The sequence below is a fragment of the Streptomyces longisporoflavus genome (assembly GCF_014649775.1).
Lineage (GTDB): Bacteria > Actinomycetota > Actinomycetes > Streptomycetales > Streptomycetaceae > Streptomyces > Streptomyces longisporoflavus.
In genome coordinates this window covers 319,176-334,399 of record NZ_BMTR01000008.1, presented here as the reverse complement: position 1 = coordinate 334,399, position 15,224 = coordinate 319,176, and the positions used below count along the sequence as shown (strand labels likewise).

Below are 15,224 nucleotides of genomic sequence, written 5' to 3'. Positions count from 1 at the left end.
GCCCAACACGCGTGTTCAGAAAGGCACTTGAAGTTCACATACGAGAATGGATGGCCTTCGCATGGCTCACACCCCCACACCCGTGCGCCACCACCGCAGACCCCGCACGCCGCTCCTCGCGACCCTCGCCACCGTGGTGACCGCCCTGGTCGCCGCCCTCCTCGCCTGGCCCGGCGCCGAACGCGCCGACGCAGCGCCCGGCACCTTCGTGCACCCCGGAGTCACCGTCTCCCGCGGCCAGCTGGACTTCACCAGGGAGAAGGTCAACGCCGGCGCCCAGCCCTGGAAAGGCGCCTACGACCAGATGATGGGGAGCAGGTACGCCTCCCTGTCGCGCACGCCCAAGCCCCGCGCGGTCGTGGAATGCGGCTCCTATTCAGACCCGGACTACGGCTGCACCGACGAGCGCGAGGACGCGATAGCCGCGTACACCACGGCTCTCGCCTGGTACATCACCCGTGACGAGCGCTACGCCAAGAAGTCCATCGAGCTGATGGACGCCTGGCCCGCCACCATCAAGGACCACACCAACAGCAACGCCCCCCTCCAGACCGGCTGGGCGGGCTCGTCCTGGCCCAGGGCCGCCGAGATCATCAAGCACACGTACACCGGCGGCTGGGCCAACTCCGGCCGCTTCGCGACGATGCTGCGCGACGTCTACCTGCCCGAGATCATCAACGGCTCCAACTCCAACGGCAACTGGGAGCTGTCGATGATGGAGGCCGCCATCGGCATCTCCGTCTTCATCGAGGACAAGGGGGCGTACGACAAGGCGATGGCGAAGTTCCGCACGCGTACCGCCGCGTACGTCTATCTCGCGTCCGACGGCGAGCTGCCCAGGACCGTGCCGAGCCAGAACCTGGACACCCGCGCGAAGATCGTCAAGTACTGGCAGGGCCAGGGCACCTTCACCACCGGGCTCACCCAGGAGACGTGCCGCGACTTCACCCACACCGGATACGGCCTCTCCGCGATCTCCCACGTCGCCGAGACCAGCCGTATCCAGGGCGAAGATCTGTACAGGACGGATGTCGGGGAGCGGCTGCGACAGGGGCTCGGCTTCCACGCCAAGTACGAACTGGGCGAGGCCCCGCCGAGCTCGCTCTGCGGCGGTTCGGTCCACCGGGGCCTCGGGCCCGTCACGGAGGTCGGCTACAACGCGCTGCACAGCCGGCTCGGCCATGCCATGACCAACACCCAGAAGCTCACCGAGCGCAACCGCCCGGCAGGCTCCAACAACCTGTTCGTCGCCTGGGAGACCCTGACCCACGCGGACAACCCGGGCTGATCCGGACCTTGTCGGGCCGGGCGTGCGGTGACCATACTGGCGCCCGGCCCCACAGGGGCCGCACGGGGGGAGTGCGCATGGCCGAGAGCGCGGTCGTCGTCGAGGACCTGCGCCGGACGTACGGCAGCGGCGCCTCCGCCGTGCACGCCTTGCGCGGTGTCTCCTTCGCCGTCCCGCGCGGTGAGCTCGTCGCCCTGAAGGGACGGTCGGGGTCCGGCAAGACCACCCTGCTCAACCTCGTCGGCGGGCTCGACACCCCGGACGCGGGCAAGATCACCGTAGAAGGGCTCGACCTCGCGGAACTCGGCGAGGACGGCCTCCTGGAGCTGCGCCGCGACCGCGTCGGCTTCATCTTCCAGTCTTTCGGACTCATCCCGATCCTCACCGCCGCCGAGAACGTCGGCGTACCCCTCCGGCTCCGCAAGACCGACCCCCGGGCGCGCGAGGAGCGCGTCGCGCTGCTGCTCGCCCTCGTCGGACTCGCCGACCACGCCGAGCAGCGGCCGGGCGAGCTCTCCGGAGGACAGCAGCAGCGCGTGGCGATCGCCCGCGCGCTCGCCAACAAGCCCTCCCTGCTCATCGCGGACGAGCCCACCGGCCAGCTGGACGCCGAGACCGGGCTCGCGGTGATGGAGCTGCTGCGTGCCGTGGTGCGCGGCGAGGGCGTCACCGCCCTGGTCGCCACGCACGACGCGGGCCTGCTCGACCTGGCCGACCGGGTCCTCGAACTGAGCGACGGCGGGATCGTCGAGCGCTGACGCCATGGCGCGGGCGCCGCCATCAGGGTTGCGTCAAAGAGCGCTCCCGGTCGCACCTTCGTCCGATTCGCGGGAATTGTTGGTCGTAAAGTCGACGCTGCGTACAGAGCGGATTCGGGAAGACAATGGGGCCATGGCACGCGGCAAGCTTCGGATATACCTCGGTTCGGCACCGGGCGTCGGCAAGACGTACGCGATGCTGTCCGAGGCGCACCGCCGCATCGAGCGTGGCACCGACTGCGTGGTCGCCTTCGTGGAGCACCACGACAGGCCCCGTACCGAAGTGATGCTGCACGGTCTGGAGCAGGTGCCCCGCAAGGATCTCGACTACCGCGGCACCCTGTTCACCGAGATGGACGTGGACGCCGTCCTGGAGCGGGCCCCGGTCGTCGCCCTCGTGGACGAACTGGCGCACACGAACGTCCCCGGCTCCCGCAACGCCAAGCGCTGGCAGGACGTCGAGGAGCTGCTCGCCGCGGGCATCGACGTCGTCTCCACCGTGAACATCCAGCACCTGGAGTCCCTCGGCGACGTCGTCGAGTCGATCACCGGCGTACGCCAGCGCGAGACCGTCCCCGACGAGGTGGTGCGGCGCGCGGACCAGATCGAGCTGGTCGACATGTCGCCCCAGGCGCTGCGCCGCCGCATGGCGCACGGCAACATCTACAAGCCCGACCGGGTCGACGCGGCCCTGTCCAACTACTTCCGGCCCGGCAACCTCACCGCCCTGCGCGAACTCGCGCTGCTCTGGGTCGCCGACCGGGTCGACGAATACCTCCAGCAGTACCGCGGCGAGCACGGCATCCGCTCCACCTGGCAGGCCCGCGAGCGCATCGCCGTCGGCCTGACCGGCGGCCCCGAGGGCCGCACGCTGATCCGCCGCGCGTCGCGGATGGCCGCCAAGGGCTCCGGCAGCGAGATCCTCGCCGTCTACATCGCCCGCAGCGACGGACTGACCGCCGCGTCGCCCAAGGAGCTCGCCGTCCAGCGCACGCTGGTGGAGGACCTGGGCGGCACCTTCCATCACGTGGTGGGCGACGACATACCCGCGGCGCTGCTCGACTTCTCCCGCGGCGTCAACGCCACCCAGATCGTCCTCGGCTCCTCGCGCCGCAAGACCTGGCAGTACATCTTCGGACCCGGCGTAGGCGCCACGGTCGCCCGCGAGTCCGGCCCCGACCTGGACGTCCACATCGTCACGCACGACGAGGTGGCCAAGGGGCGCGGCCTGCCCGTGGCGCGCGGGGCACGGCTCGGGCGCTCCCGGTCCATCTGGGGCTGGCTGGTCGGCGTCGGCGGTCCGGCGCTCCTGACGCTGCTCCTGACCCATGTCGACGCCGATCTCGGCCTCGCCAACGACATGCTCCTGTTCCTGACGCTCACGGTCGCCGCCGCCCTGCTCGGCGGCCTCCTGCCGGCCCTGGCGTCGGCGGCCTTCGGCTCGCTGCTCCTGAACTACTACTTCGCGCCGCCGCGGCACCTGTGGACGATCTCCGACTCCAAGAACATCGTCGCGATAGTCGTCTTCGTGGGCGTCGCGATCTCCGTCGCCTCCGTGGTGGACCTCGCCGCCCGCCGCACCCACCAGGCCGCCCGGCTGCGCGCGGAGTCGGAAATACTCTCCTTCCTCGCGGGCAGCGTGCTGCGCGGCGAGACCAGCCTGGACGCCCTGCTCGAACGCGTGCGCGAGACCTTCAGCATGGACTCCGTGGCCCTCCTGGAGCGGGCCGGCGACGTCGCCCCCTGGACCTGCGCGGGCCGCGTCGGCGACGGCCGTCCGCTCGACCGACCCGAGGACGCGGACGTGGACATGCCGGTCGGCGACCACATGGCGCTCGCCCTGTCCGGCCGGGTCCTGCCCGCCGAGGACCGCAGGGTACTCGCCGCCTTCGCCGCACAGGCCGTCGTCGTCCTGGACCGCCGGCGCCTCCAGGACGAGGCACAGCAGGCCCGCACCCTCGCCGAGGGCAACCGCATCCGCACCGCGCTGCTCGCCGCCGTAAGCCACGACCTGCGTACGCCCCTCGCGGGCATCAAGGCCGCCGTCTCCTCCCTGCGCTCCGACGACGTCGCCTGGTCCGAGGAGGACCAGGCCGAGCTCCTCGAAGGCATCGAGGACGGCGCCGACCGCCTTGACCACCTGGTCGGCAACCTCCTGGACATGTCACGCCTGCAGACCGGCACGGTCACCCCGCTGATCCGCGAGATCGACCTGGACGAGGTGGTCCCGATGGCGCTCGGCGGCGTCCCGGACGGCAGCGCCGACCTCGACATCCCCGAGACGCTGCCCATGGTCACCGTCGACAAGGGACTCCTGGAGCGGGCGGTCGCCAACATCGTCGAGAACGCGGTCAAGTACAGCCTCGACGCCGAACCGGTCCTGGTCTCCGCGAGCGCCCTCGGCGACCGCGTCGAACTGCGTGTCGTGGACCGTGGCCCCGGCGTCCCCGATGCCGCCAAGGACCGCATCTTCGAGCCCTTCCAGCGCTACGGCGACGCCCCGCGCGGCGCGGGCGTGGGCCTGGGTCTCGCGGTCGCACGCGGCTTCGTGGAGTCCATGGGCGGCACGCTGGAGGCGGAGGACACCCCGGGCGGGGGCCTCACCATGGTCCTCACCCTGCGGGCCGCGTCGGGCGGACCCCCGGTCCTGCCGGACCTCTCCGCACAGGCCACCTCATGACTGCCACCACTGGCACCACTGGCACCACCGGCACGCCCCCAAGGCCCGAAAGGCAGGCACCCATGCCGCACTCTCCCGGGGGAGACCCCAGGACCTCCACGAGGGTGCTCGTGGTCGACGACGAGCCGCAGATCGTCCGCGCCCTCGTGATCAACCTGAAGGCACGCAAGTACGAGGTGGACGCCGCCCCCGACGGAGCCACCGCGCTCCAGCTCGCCGCCGCCCGCCATCCCGACGTGATCGTGCTCGACCTCGGTCTGCCGGACATGGACGGGGTCGAGGTCATCAGGGGCCTGCGCGGCTGGACGCGTGTCCCGATCCTGGTGCTCTCCGCGCGGCACAGCTCGGACGAGAAGGTCGAGGCGCTCGACGCGGGCGCCGACGACTACGTCACCAAGCCCTTCGGCATGGACGAACTGCTCGCCCGCCTTCGTGCCTCCATCCGCAGGGCCGAGCCCGCGGGAGCGGGCGAGGGCGACGTGATGGTGGACACGGAGGACTTCACGGTCGACCTGGCCGCCAAGAAGGTCAACCGCGGCGGACGCGACGTACGCCTGACCCCCACCGAATGGCATCTGCTGGAAGTCCTCGTGCGCAACACCGGGCGCCTGGTCAGCCAGAAGCAGCTGCTCCAGGAGGTCTGGGGCCCTTCGTACGGTACGGAGACGAACTACCTGCGCGTCTACATGGCGCAGCTGCGGCGCAAGCTGGAGGCGGATCCCGCGCATCCGCGGCACTTCATCACCGAGCCCGGCATGGGTTACAGGTTCGAGCGGTGAGTCAAGGGTCGTGGCCGGCTTGAGCGGGCATAGGCACAGATGAGCTCACCCGTTGCGGCGCTGTCCGCGACCCCCGGTACGCTTCCTGTATGAGTGCTGTTCCTGGTTCAGAGAAGCCGGCAGGCCGCTTCCGGCGCATGCTCGACCGGCTGTCCTCCTCCCAGGAGGATCTGGAGTCGGAGGAGCTGCGCGAAGACACCGAGACGGCTGGGTGTACACGCATCGGGGACTGCCAGGACCGCCAGATAGTCACGGTTACTGGTACCTTGCGCACGGTCACCCTGCGGCCACGCGCCGGGGTCCCCGCCCTGGAGGCGGAGCTGTTCGACGGCTCCGCGGCTCTGGACGTGGTGTGGCTCGGAAGGCGCTCCATCGTGGGGATCGAGCCGGGGCGCAGACTGATCGCGTCCGGCAGGGTCTCGATGAGCCGGGGCCGCCGGGTGCTCTTCAACCCGAAATATGAACTCAGACCCCTCGGACGGGAGTAGCCGGTGACGTCCCTCGACAAGCCGACGGACCACGGAACCACGGACCAGGGCTCCCCGGATCAGGACGCCGATTCCCGGGCCGTGACCGAAGCCGCGCTCTTCGAGGCCTTCGGCGGCGTGCGGGGCATGGTGGAGACCGTCGCCCCCGGCCTTCTCTTCGTGACCATCTTCACCATCAACAAAGACCTGCACATGTCGGCCATCGCGGCCCTCGCGGTGTCCCTGGTGCTCGTGGTGGTCCGCCTGGTCATGAAGGACACCGTCAAGCACGCCTTCAGCGGTGTCTTCGGTGTCGCCTTCGGCGTGGTCTTCGCGATGATGACCGGCAATGCCAAGGACTTCTATCTGCCGGGCATGCTCTACACCCTGGGCCTCGCCCTCGCCTACATCATCACGGCCATCGCGGGCGTCCCGCTGATCGGCCTGATCCTCGGGCCGGTCTTCAAGGAGAACCTCTCCTGGCGGACCCGCAACCCGGGCCGCAAGGCGGCGTACACGAAAGCCAGTTGGGCCTGGGGCCTGATCCTTCTCGCCAAGTGCGCGATCCTCTTCCCGCTCTACTGGTGGGCGGACACGACCCAGTTCGGCTGGGTCCTGATCGCCCTGAAGATCCCGCCGTTCCTGCTCGCCGTCTGGCTGACCTGGGTCTTCCTCGCGAAGGCCCCGGCCCCGATCGACGTCTTCGCGGAGATGGAAGCCGCCGAGAAGGCGGAGAAGGAGCGCGAGGCGGAACGCCGCCAGGCCTGAGCCCGCGCCGCACACGTACGAGAGGGGGCGCCCGGAATCTTCCGGGCGCCCCCTCTCGTACGTAAAAGCGCAGAGCTAGCCGGCCACGTCTTCCCTGCGCACCGACAGCAGGTCCTCCAGCTGCTCCTCGCGCGCCTGCGCCGCCACGAAGAGAAGCTCGTCACCCGCCTCCAGGGAATCGTCGGGCGTCGGCGCAAGGACCCGCGTGCCGCGGATGATCGTCACGAGCGAGGTGTCCTCGGGCCACTGGACGTCGCCGACCTGCGTGCCCGCGAGGGCCGACTCGGGCGGCAGCGTCAGCTCGACGAGGTTGGCGTCGCCGTGGCTGAAGCGCAGCAGGCGTACGAGATCACCGACGCTCACCGCCTCCTCGACGAGCGCGGACATCAGACGCGGGGTCGAGACCGCGACGTCGACGCCCCAGGACTCGTTGAAGAGCCATTCGTTCTTGGGGTTGTTCACGCGGGCGACGACCCGCGGAACGCCGTACTCGGTCTTCGCGAGCAGCGAGACGACGAGGTTGACCTTGTCGTCGCCGGTCGCGGCGATCACCACGTTGCAGCGCTGGAGCGCCGCCTCGTCGAGTGAGGTGATCTCGCAGGCGTCGGCGAGCAGCCACTCCGCCTGCGGGACGCGCTCGACCGAGATGGCGGTCGGCGCCTTGTCGATGAGCAGGATCTCGTGCCCGTTCTCCAGGAGCTCACCGGCGATGGAACGTCCCACCGCGCCCGCTCCGGCAATGGCGACCCTCATCAGTGACCGCCTTCCTCGGGGCCTTCGGCGAACGCCGCTTCGACCTTCTCGACCTCGTCGGTGCGCATCATCACGTGCACCAGGTCGCCCTCCTGGAGCACCGTCTGGGAGGTCGGCAGGACCGCCTCGCCCAGCCGGGTGAGGAAGGCCACGCGGACGCCGGTCTCCTCCTGGAGCTCACTGATCTTGCGGCCGATCCAGGACTCGGACGCGTGCACCTCGGCGAGCTGCACGCCGCCGGTGGGGTCGCGCCACAGCGGCTCGGCCCCGGAGGGCAGCAGCCTGCGCAGCATCTGGTCGGCGGTCCAGCGGACCGTGGCGACGGTGGGGATACCGAGGCGCTGGTAGACCTCGGCGCGGCGGGGGTCGTAGATACGGGCGGCGACGTTCTCGATGCCGAACATCTCGCGGGCCACGCGGGCGGCGATGATGTTCGAGTTGTCGCCGCTGCTGACCGCCGCGAAGGCGCCCGCCTCCTCGATGCCGGACTCGCGCAAGGTGTCCTGGTCAAAGCCGATGCCGGTGACGCGGCGCCCACCGAAGCCGGAGCCGAGCCGGCGGAAGGCGGTGGGGTCCCGGTCGATCACGGCGACCGTGTGCCCCTGTTGTTCCAGGGTCTGCGCGAGAGCGGAACCGACTCTCCCGCAGCCCATGATGACGATGTGCACGCCCGTCCTTCCGGCTGTGTCAATACTTTTTGCTCAGGTTGCTCAGGTTGAACGGTCAAAGCGTCTCAGACCGACGCCCAAGCTACACACGCACGGTCCGCGGAGGGCACCCCCGTGCACCTGCCGGTCCCGGTTGCCGCCCCGGATTCTCAGTCCACGCTGCGCAACAGGCCCTCGACGTTCTTGAGCCGGTAGCTGAGCTCGACGATCTGCAACCGCGCCGCTTCCTGCTCGGACCTGGCGCGCTCGACGACCTCGCGGTACTGCTCCATCGCCTCGGCCCACTGGCGGTCGCGCTCGCGGTTGCGCTGCGACTGGAAGTAGGCGACCGACACGACCGCGCCGGCGAGTATCAGGAAGAAGGCGACCGGGATGATCACGTCGTCCATTAAGACCCCTCAGGTGAGTGCTGTCCTGTCTCGTCGGACGCGTCCTGCCGGACGGCCGCGAGGATCGTGTCCACGTTCAGGCGCACGTCGAAGGGCGCCAGTTCGAAGTACTTGAGCGCCTTGCCGTCGTCGGAGAGCTCCAGGCGGCCGACGACGAGACCGGCCTTCTCCAGGCGTTCGAGGTGCATGTAGAGCAGGGGGCGGGAGACACCGAGCCGCCGCGCCAGTTCGCTGACGTACAGCTGCCCCGGGGCGAGCTCGGTGATGATGCGGATCCGCTGGGCATGGCCCACGGCGGAGAGGAAGGCGAGCAGCTCTTCGCTGTCCATGGCCCGCCTTTGCGCTGGTCCCGAAACCTGTCAGCCCAGACTTACGCATGACGGGAACCGCTGTCAATCCGCGACCGGTCCAACCCCTCACGGCTTCGAATGACAGTTGACGGCTCGTTCCTTCACCTGTCAGTCTCCACTTACACATGAAGGACTGGATGACGCCGGACGACGGCGAAGGGGCGGGGATGGTCATGAGGAAGCGATCGGCCACGGTGCGCGTGGCCAGATGGAGCGCACTGCATCCGGGGCGGGCGATCATCGGCTGGCTGGTGTTCGTGGTGCTCTGCCTGGGAGGCGGCATCGCCGCGGGCATGAACAGCGCGAGCAGCGAGGACTACCGCGTCGGCGAGGCGGGCCGTGCGGAGGCCCTCGCGACCGAGGGCGGCGTCCAGTTGCGGCCCACGGAGCAGGTACTCGTCCGTGCCGGGAAAGGCGCGCTGGACAAGGCGGCAGCCGACGCGGCCGTCGAGGACATCACCGCCCGGATGAAGTCACTGCCACAAGTCGCCTCGGTGGCGGCACCGGTGAAGTCGGCCGACGGACGGGTCCTGCGCATCCAGGTGGAGCTCGACGGCCCCGACCAGGACGGCAAGAAGAACGTCGTCCCGCTGCGGGCCGAGACCGAGAAGGCCGCGAAGGCCCACCCGGACCTGGTGATCGAGGAGACCGGCGCCGCATCGGTGAGCCAGGGCGTCAACGAGCAGCGCGGCAAGGACCTCGCCTTCTCCGAGGCGATCACGCTCCCCGTCACGCTGATCACGCTCGCCCTGGTCTTCGGCTCCGTCGTCATGGTCGGCGTACCGCTGCTGCTCGCCGTCACCTCGATCATGGCGACCATGGGCCTGGCGATGCTGGCCTCGCACCTGCTGCCGGACACCGGCGTCGGGATGAACATGATCTTGCTCATCGGCATGGCGGTCGGCGTCGACTACACGCTCTTCTACCTCAAGCGCGAACGCGAGGAGCGGGCCCGCGCCGGCGGGCGCCTCACCTCCGCGGCCCTGGTCGAGGCCGCCGCGGCCACGGCCGGCCGCGCGATCGTGGTCTCCGGGCTCGCGGTCATCGTCTCCACCGCCGCCCTCTACCTCGCCGGTGACGTCATCTTCGACTCGCTCGCGACCGGCACCATCCTGGTCGTGGCCGTCGCCGTGGTCAGCTCGGTGACCGTACTGCCGGCGCTCCTCGTCAAGCTCGGCGAGCGCGCGGAACGCCGGGCGGCCAAGCGGCTGACCCTGGGCAAGCCGGTGAAGACGTACGAGGAGAAGAAGCCCGGACGGGCCTGGAACGCGCTGCTCACGCCGGCCCGCAAGCGCCCCGCGCTCACCCTGTGCCTCTCCGTCCTCGTCATGCTCGGTCTGGCGCTGCCCGCGCTGGACATGAACCTCAAGGACCCGGCGCGCGACAGCTTCTCGCGCGACATCCCGGCGATGCAGGGGTACGACCGGTTGCTCGACGCCTTCCCCGAGCAGCGCGTCCGGCACCTGGTCGTGGTGCGCGCCGAGGCCTCGCAGGCCGCCGAAGTGCGTCAGGCGCTGCGCGACCTCGACCGCAGGGCTGCGGCCGATCCGCTCTTCTCGCACCCCTCCGGGGCCCCGCTCCTGCGCTCCTCAAAGGACCGCAGGACCACCACACTGGAGCTCAACGCCCCGCACGCCACATACTCCGACAAGGCCGTCGCCTCCCTCGACCACCTCCGCCACGACCACCTCCCCGCGACCGTCGGCAAGCTGCCCGGCGTCGAGACCGCCGTCACCGGCGAAGTGCCGCGCGGCACCGACTACGTGGCGCACCAGAACCAGAAACTGCCGCTCGTCCTCGGCTTCCTGCTCCTGATGACCTTCGCCATGACGGTCTTCGCGTTCCGCTCGATCGTCCTCGGACTGCTCGGCATCGTGCTCAACCTGCTCTCCGCCGCGTCCGCGCTCGGACTGCTCGTCCTGGTCTTCCAGGGGAAGTGGGCCGAGGAACTGCTCTCGTTCGTCTCGCTCGGCGGGATCTCCTCGCGCGTGCCGCTCTTCCTCTTCGTGATCCTCTTCGGGCTCTCGATGGACTACCAGGTGTTCGTGGTCAGCCGGATCCGGGAGGCCGCGCTGAACGGCGTACCCACCCGGCAGGCCGTCATCCAGGGCATCAGCTCGTCGGCCAAGGTCGTCACCAGCGCCGCGATCGTCATGGTCACCGTCTTCGCGAGCTTCGTGATGCTGCACATCCTGGAGATGAAGCAGATGGGCTTCGTCCTGGCGGCGGCCGTCCTGCTGGACGCCTTCGTGATTCGCGTCATGATTCTGCCGGCGGCGCTGCTGCTGCTCGGGCGCGCCACCTGGTGGCCGTCCCGCGCGATCCGCCGCGCCGAGGAGCGGGCGGCCGAGCGCTACGGGGCCCACGGGGCCCACGGGGCCCACGGAGAGCGGCAGACGCCCGGGACACCGCAAGCCGCCGATCGGCGTCCGCTTTCCGGGGATCCGGCACAGCCCCCGGCGGCGCGTCGCGGCTAACCGGGGCGGTTAGGGGGTGGTGGGTGGGCGGGCCCCCACCACAACGCTTACGATCCTCTGCGTGTCCAAACTGACCGACGTGCCCAAACGGATCCTCATCGGGCGCGCACTGCGCAGCGACCGGCTCGGAGAAACCCTCCTGCCGAAGCGCATCGCTCTACCCGTGTTCGCGTCCGACCCGCTCTCCTCCGTGGCCTATGCGCCGGGAGAAGTGCTCCTTGTCCTCTCGATCGCGGGTGTGTCGGCGTACCACTTCAGCCCCTGGATCGCCGTCGGGGTCGTCGTGCTGATGTTCACCGTCGTCGCTTCGTACCGGCAGAACGTGCACGCCTACCCGAGCGGCGGCGGTGACTACGAAGTCGCCAACACCAACCTCGGCCCCAAGGCCGGACTCACCGTCGCGAGCGCGCTGCTCGTCGACTACGTCCTGACCGTGGCGGTGTCGATCTCCTCGGGCATCGAGAACCTCGGCTCGGCGATCCCGTTCGTCGTCGAGCACAAGGTTCTCTGCGCCGTCGCCGTCATCGTGCTCCTGACGGTGATGAACCTGCGCGGCGTGAAGGAGTCGGGGAAGCTCTTCGCCATCCCGACCTACGTCTTCGTGGCCGGCGTCTTCATCATGATCGCCTGGGGGGCCTTCCGGGGCATCGTCCTGGACGAGACGATGAAGGCGCCCACCGCGGACTACGAGATCAAACCCGAGCACGGCGGCCTCGCGGGCTTCGCCCTGGTCTTCCTGCTCCTGCGGGCCTTCTCCTCCGGCTGTGCCGCGCTCACCGGCGTCGAGGCGATCAGCAACGGCGTCCCGGCCTTCCGCAAGCCCAAGAGCAAGAACGCGGCGAGCACCCTGGCCCTGATGGGCGCCCTGGCCGTGACGATGTTCTGCGGCATCATCGCGCTCGCCATGATGACCAAGGTCCGCATGGCCGAGTATCCGGGCAAGGACCTCTTCCACAACGGCGTTCCGGTCGGCTCCGACTACGTGCAGAACCCGGTGATCTCCCAGGTCGCCGAGGCAGTCTTCGGCAACGGCAGCTTCCTGTTCATCGTCCTGGCCGCCGCCACCGCCCTCGTCCTCTTCCTCGCGGCCAACACGGCCTACAACGGCTTCCCGCTGCTCGGCTCGATCCTCGCGCAGGACCGTTACCTCCCGCGCCAGCTGCACACCCGCGGCGACCGGCTCGCGTTCTCCAACGGCATCGTGCTGCTCGCGGGCGCCGCGGCGCTCCTCGTCGTCATCTACGGCGCGGACTCGACCCGCCTGATCCAGCTCTACATCGTCGGCGTCTTCGTTTCCTTCACGCTCAGCCAGATCGGCATGGTCCGGCACTGGAACCGCCATCTGCGCACCGAGAAGGACCAGGCCAAGCGGCGCCACATGATCCGCTCGCGGGCGATCAACACCTTCGGCGCCTTCTTCACGGGCATGGTCCTGGTCGTCGTACTCGTCACCAAGTTCACGCACGGCGCGTGGGTCGCCCTGCTCGGCATGGTGATCTTCTACGCGACGATGTCCGCGATCCGCCGTCACTACGACCGCGTGGCCGAGGAGATCGCGGCCCCGGACACCCCCTCCGAGGACAGCGTGCGCCCCTCGCGCGTGCACTCCATCGTCCTGGTCTCCAAGATCCACCGCCCGACGCTGCGCGCCCTGGCCTACGCCAAGCTGATGCGCTCGGACACGCTCGAAGCGCTGAGCATCAACGTCGACCCGGTGGAGACCAAGGCCCTGCGGACCGAGTGGGAGCGGCGCGGCATCCACGTCCCGCTGAAGATCCTCGACTCGCCCTACCGCGAGATCACCCGCCCGATCATCGAGTACGTCAAGGGCCTCCGTAAGGAGAGCCCGCGCGACGTGGTCAGTGTGATCATCCCGGAGTACGTGGTGGGCCACTGGTACGAGCACCTGCTGCACAACCAGAGCGCCCTGCGGCTCAAGGGCCGGCTGCTCTTCACGCCGGGCGTGATGGTCACCTCCGTCCCCTACCAGCTCGACTCCTCCGAGGCCGCGAAGAAGCGGGCCAGGAAGCGCTCGGAGTGGAACGCGCCGGGTGCGGTGCGGCGGGGGCCGGTCGAGAAGCGCCCCAAGGAGCCGAGCAACAAGAGCTGAGGCGTCCTGCTGGTGAGCGGCCGGACAACACCCACGTAGACTGGTGGGCTGTTGTCCGGCCGTTTCCTTCGGCCGATACCCCCTTACGTTGTGGAGTCACCCCGCCATGCAGGCAGAACCGAAGAAATCGCAGGCGGGGAACTCGAAGGAGGGATCGCAGGCGGCCTCCCTCATCGGGCAGGAGTACGAGGTCGAAGTGGGCCCCGTGGCGCACGGCGGCCACTGCGTCGCCCGCACGGCCGAGGGACGGGTCCTTTTCGTCCGGCACACGCTGCCCGGCGAGAAGGTCATCGCGCGCGTGACGGACGGCGACGAGGAGTCCCGCTTCCTGCGCGCGGACGCCGTGACGGTCCTCGACGCCTCCAAGGACCGCGTCGAGGCCCCCTGCCCCTACGCCGGCCCCGGCCGCTGCGGCGGCTGCGACTGGCAGCACGCGAAGCCGGGCGCCCAGCGCCGCCTCAAGGGCGAGGTCATCGCCGAGCAGCTCCAGCGCCTCGCGGGCCTCACCCCCGAGGAGGCCGGCTGGGACGGCACGGTGGTCCCGGCCGAGGGCGACAAGCTGCCCGCCGGCGAGGTCCCGGCCTGGCGCACGCGCGTCCAGTACGCGATCGACCCCGACGGCAACGCGGGCCTGCGCCGCCACCGCTCGCACGAGGTCGAGCCCATCGAGCACTGCATGATCGCCGCCCCCGGGGTCTCCGAGCTCGGCATCGAGAAGCACGACTGGTCCGGCATGGCGTCGGTCGAGGCGATCGCGGCGACGGGCTCCCAGGACCGCCAGGTCATCCTGGAACCGAAGCCGGGCGCGCGCCTGCCCCTCGTGGAGCTGGACAAGCCGGTCTCGGTCCTGCGGATCGCCGAGCAGGACGGCGGCGTCCACCGGGTGCACGGCCGCCCCTTCGTCCGCGAGCGCGCCGACAACCGCACGTACCGCGTCGGCAACGGCGGCTTCTGGCAGGTCCACCCGAAGGCGGCCGAAACACTGATGCTGGCGGTCATGCAGGGTCTGACCCCGCGTAAGGGCGACACGGCCCTCGACCTCTACTGCGGCGTGGGCCTCTTCGCCGGCGCGATCGCCGACCGGGTCGGCGACAAGGGCGCGGTCCTCGGCATCGAGTCCGGCAAGCGAGCCGTCGAGGACGCCCGCCACAACCTCGCCGCCTTCGACCGCGTCCGCATCGAACAGGGCAAGGTCGAGGCCACCCTGCCGCGCACCGGCATCACCGAGGTCGACCTGATCGTCCTCGACCCGCCGCGCGCGGGCGCGGGCAAGCAGACGGTCCGCCACCTGACGAAGCTGGGCGCCCGCCGCATCGCCTACGTGGCCTGCGACCCCGCCGCGCTCGCCCGCGACCTGGGCTACTTCCGCGAGGGCGGCTACCGGGTACGGACGCTGCGGGCGTTCGACCTGTTCCCGATGACGCATCACGTGGAGTGCGTCGCGATCCTTGAACCGGCCGTAAAGGCCGTCTGACCTGCAGGTTCAGGTGGTGTGCGCTATGCGCGCTGTGGGCGTTACGGGCGATATCTCGACGCTGAAACGACGCTCGTGACGCTCAAATGACGCTCGCCCTGATGAGGCGTCAGGTGGCTGATCGTGCAGGTCATGCTGGATGGTAGGTGCAGTTCCCGAGGTTTGACTTTGCGGAAATAGGCGGGCCTGTAGGGGCTCAAGCCGCGGATGGACGGCTCGAGGTCCTGGGCGCGGGGCGTGGGGATTTCCGGTAACAGCGGTGA

13 protein-coding genes are annotated in these 15,224 nt (G+C 69.8%); 9 read left to right on the top strand and 4 right to left on the bottom strand.

From position 1 onward, the window contains the following. Positions 1–61: 61 nt before the first annotated feature. The 6 genes from IE226_RS18910 to IE226_RS18885 all read left to right on the top strand — a co-directional run bounded on the left by IE226_RS18910 (position 62) and on the right by IE226_RS18885 (position 6,740). Positions 62–1,288 carry an alginate lyase family protein gene (locus IE226_RS18910; protein ID WP_229871207.1) on the top strand — a complete coding sequence of 409 codons (1,227 nt, stop codon included), beginning with the start codon at positions 62–64 and terminating at the stop codon, positions 1,286–1,288. Positions 1,289–1,365: 77 nt separating this feature from the next. Next, a complete protein-coding gene (locus tag IE226_RS18905; protein ID WP_190082447.1) occupies positions 1,366–2,046 on the top strand; it encodes an ABC transporter ATP-binding protein in 681 nt (226 codons plus the stop codon). Between the two features lie 133 nt (positions 2,047–2,179). Continuing rightward, entirely contained in the window at positions 2,180–4,726 is a 2,547-nt protein-coding gene (locus IE226_RS18900) for a DUF4118 domain-containing protein (protein WP_190082446.1), read from the top strand. Between the two features lie 62 nt (positions 4,727–4,788). Then, positions 4,789–5,505: a response regulator gene (locus IE226_RS18895; protein WP_190082445.1), complete on the top strand. Its 717-nt coding sequence runs from the start codon at positions 4,789–4,791 to the stop codon at positions 5,503–5,505. Positions 5,506–5,594: 89 nt separating this feature from the next. Continuing rightward, entirely contained in the window at positions 5,595–5,993 is a 399-nt protein-coding gene (locus tag IE226_RS18890) for an OB-fold nucleic acid binding domain-containing protein (RefSeq protein ID WP_190082444.1), read from the top strand. Between the two features lie 3 nt (positions 5,994–5,996). Then, positions 5,997–6,740, top strand: coding sequence for a DUF3159 domain-containing protein (locus IE226_RS18885; RefSeq protein ID WP_190082443.1), 744 nt, complete (start codon positions 5,997–5,999; stop codon positions 6,738–6,740). A 75-nt stretch (positions 6,741–6,815) separates the two neighbouring features. Here the strand turns inward: IE226_RS18885 and IE226_RS18880 are convergent, their stop codons facing one another. The 4 genes from IE226_RS18880 to IE226_RS18865 all read right to left on the bottom strand — a co-directional run bounded on the left by IE226_RS18880 (position 6,816) and on the right by IE226_RS18865 (position 8,879). Continuing rightward, a complete protein-coding gene (locus IE226_RS18880; RefSeq protein ID WP_190082442.1) occupies positions 6,816–7,493 on the bottom strand; it encodes a potassium channel family protein in 678 nt (225 codons plus the stop codon). Then, positions 7,493–8,161, bottom strand: coding sequence for a potassium channel family protein (locus IE226_RS18875; RefSeq protein ID WP_190082441.1), 669 nt, complete (start codon positions 8,159–8,161; stop codon positions 7,493–7,495). The genes IE226_RS18880 and IE226_RS18875 overlap by 1 nt, the downstream gene beginning before the upstream one ends. Before the next feature lie 149 nt (positions 8,162–8,310). Further along, entirely contained in the window at positions 8,311–8,550 is a 240-nt protein-coding gene (locus IE226_RS18870; protein ID WP_190082440.1) for a hypothetical protein, read from the bottom strand. After that, complete coding sequence (locus tag IE226_RS18865; protein ID WP_190082439.1) at positions 8,550–8,879, bottom strand: ArsR/SmtB family transcription factor; 330 nt, start codon at positions 8,877–8,879, stop codon at positions 8,550–8,552. The genes IE226_RS18870 and IE226_RS18865 overlap by 1 nt, the downstream gene beginning before the upstream one ends. Before the next feature lie 194 nt (positions 8,880–9,073). Here IE226_RS18865 and IE226_RS18860 point away from each other — a divergent pair, with 194 nt between their 5' ends. From IE226_RS18860 to IE226_RS18850, 3 genes are all read left to right on the top strand, one after another. Further along, positions 9,074–11,377 carry an MMPL family transporter gene (locus IE226_RS18860; protein ID WP_190082438.1) on the top strand — a complete coding sequence of 768 codons (2,304 nt, stop codon included), beginning with the start codon at positions 9,074–9,076 and terminating at the stop codon, positions 11,375–11,377. A gap of 61 nt (positions 11,378–11,438) precedes the next feature. Then, positions 11,439–13,487 (top strand): APC family permease, encoded by a 2,049-nt coding sequence (locus tag IE226_RS18855; RefSeq protein WP_190082437.1) that lies wholly within the window; start codon positions 11,439–11,441, stop codon positions 13,485–13,487. 106 nt (positions 13,488–13,593) lie between these two features. Then, positions 13,594–14,961 carry a class I SAM-dependent RNA methyltransferase gene (locus IE226_RS18850; protein ID WP_190082436.1) on the top strand — a complete coding sequence of 456 codons (1,368 nt, stop codon included), beginning with the start codon at positions 13,594–13,596 and terminating at the stop codon, positions 14,959–14,961. Positions 14,962–15,224: the final 263 nt, after the last annotated feature.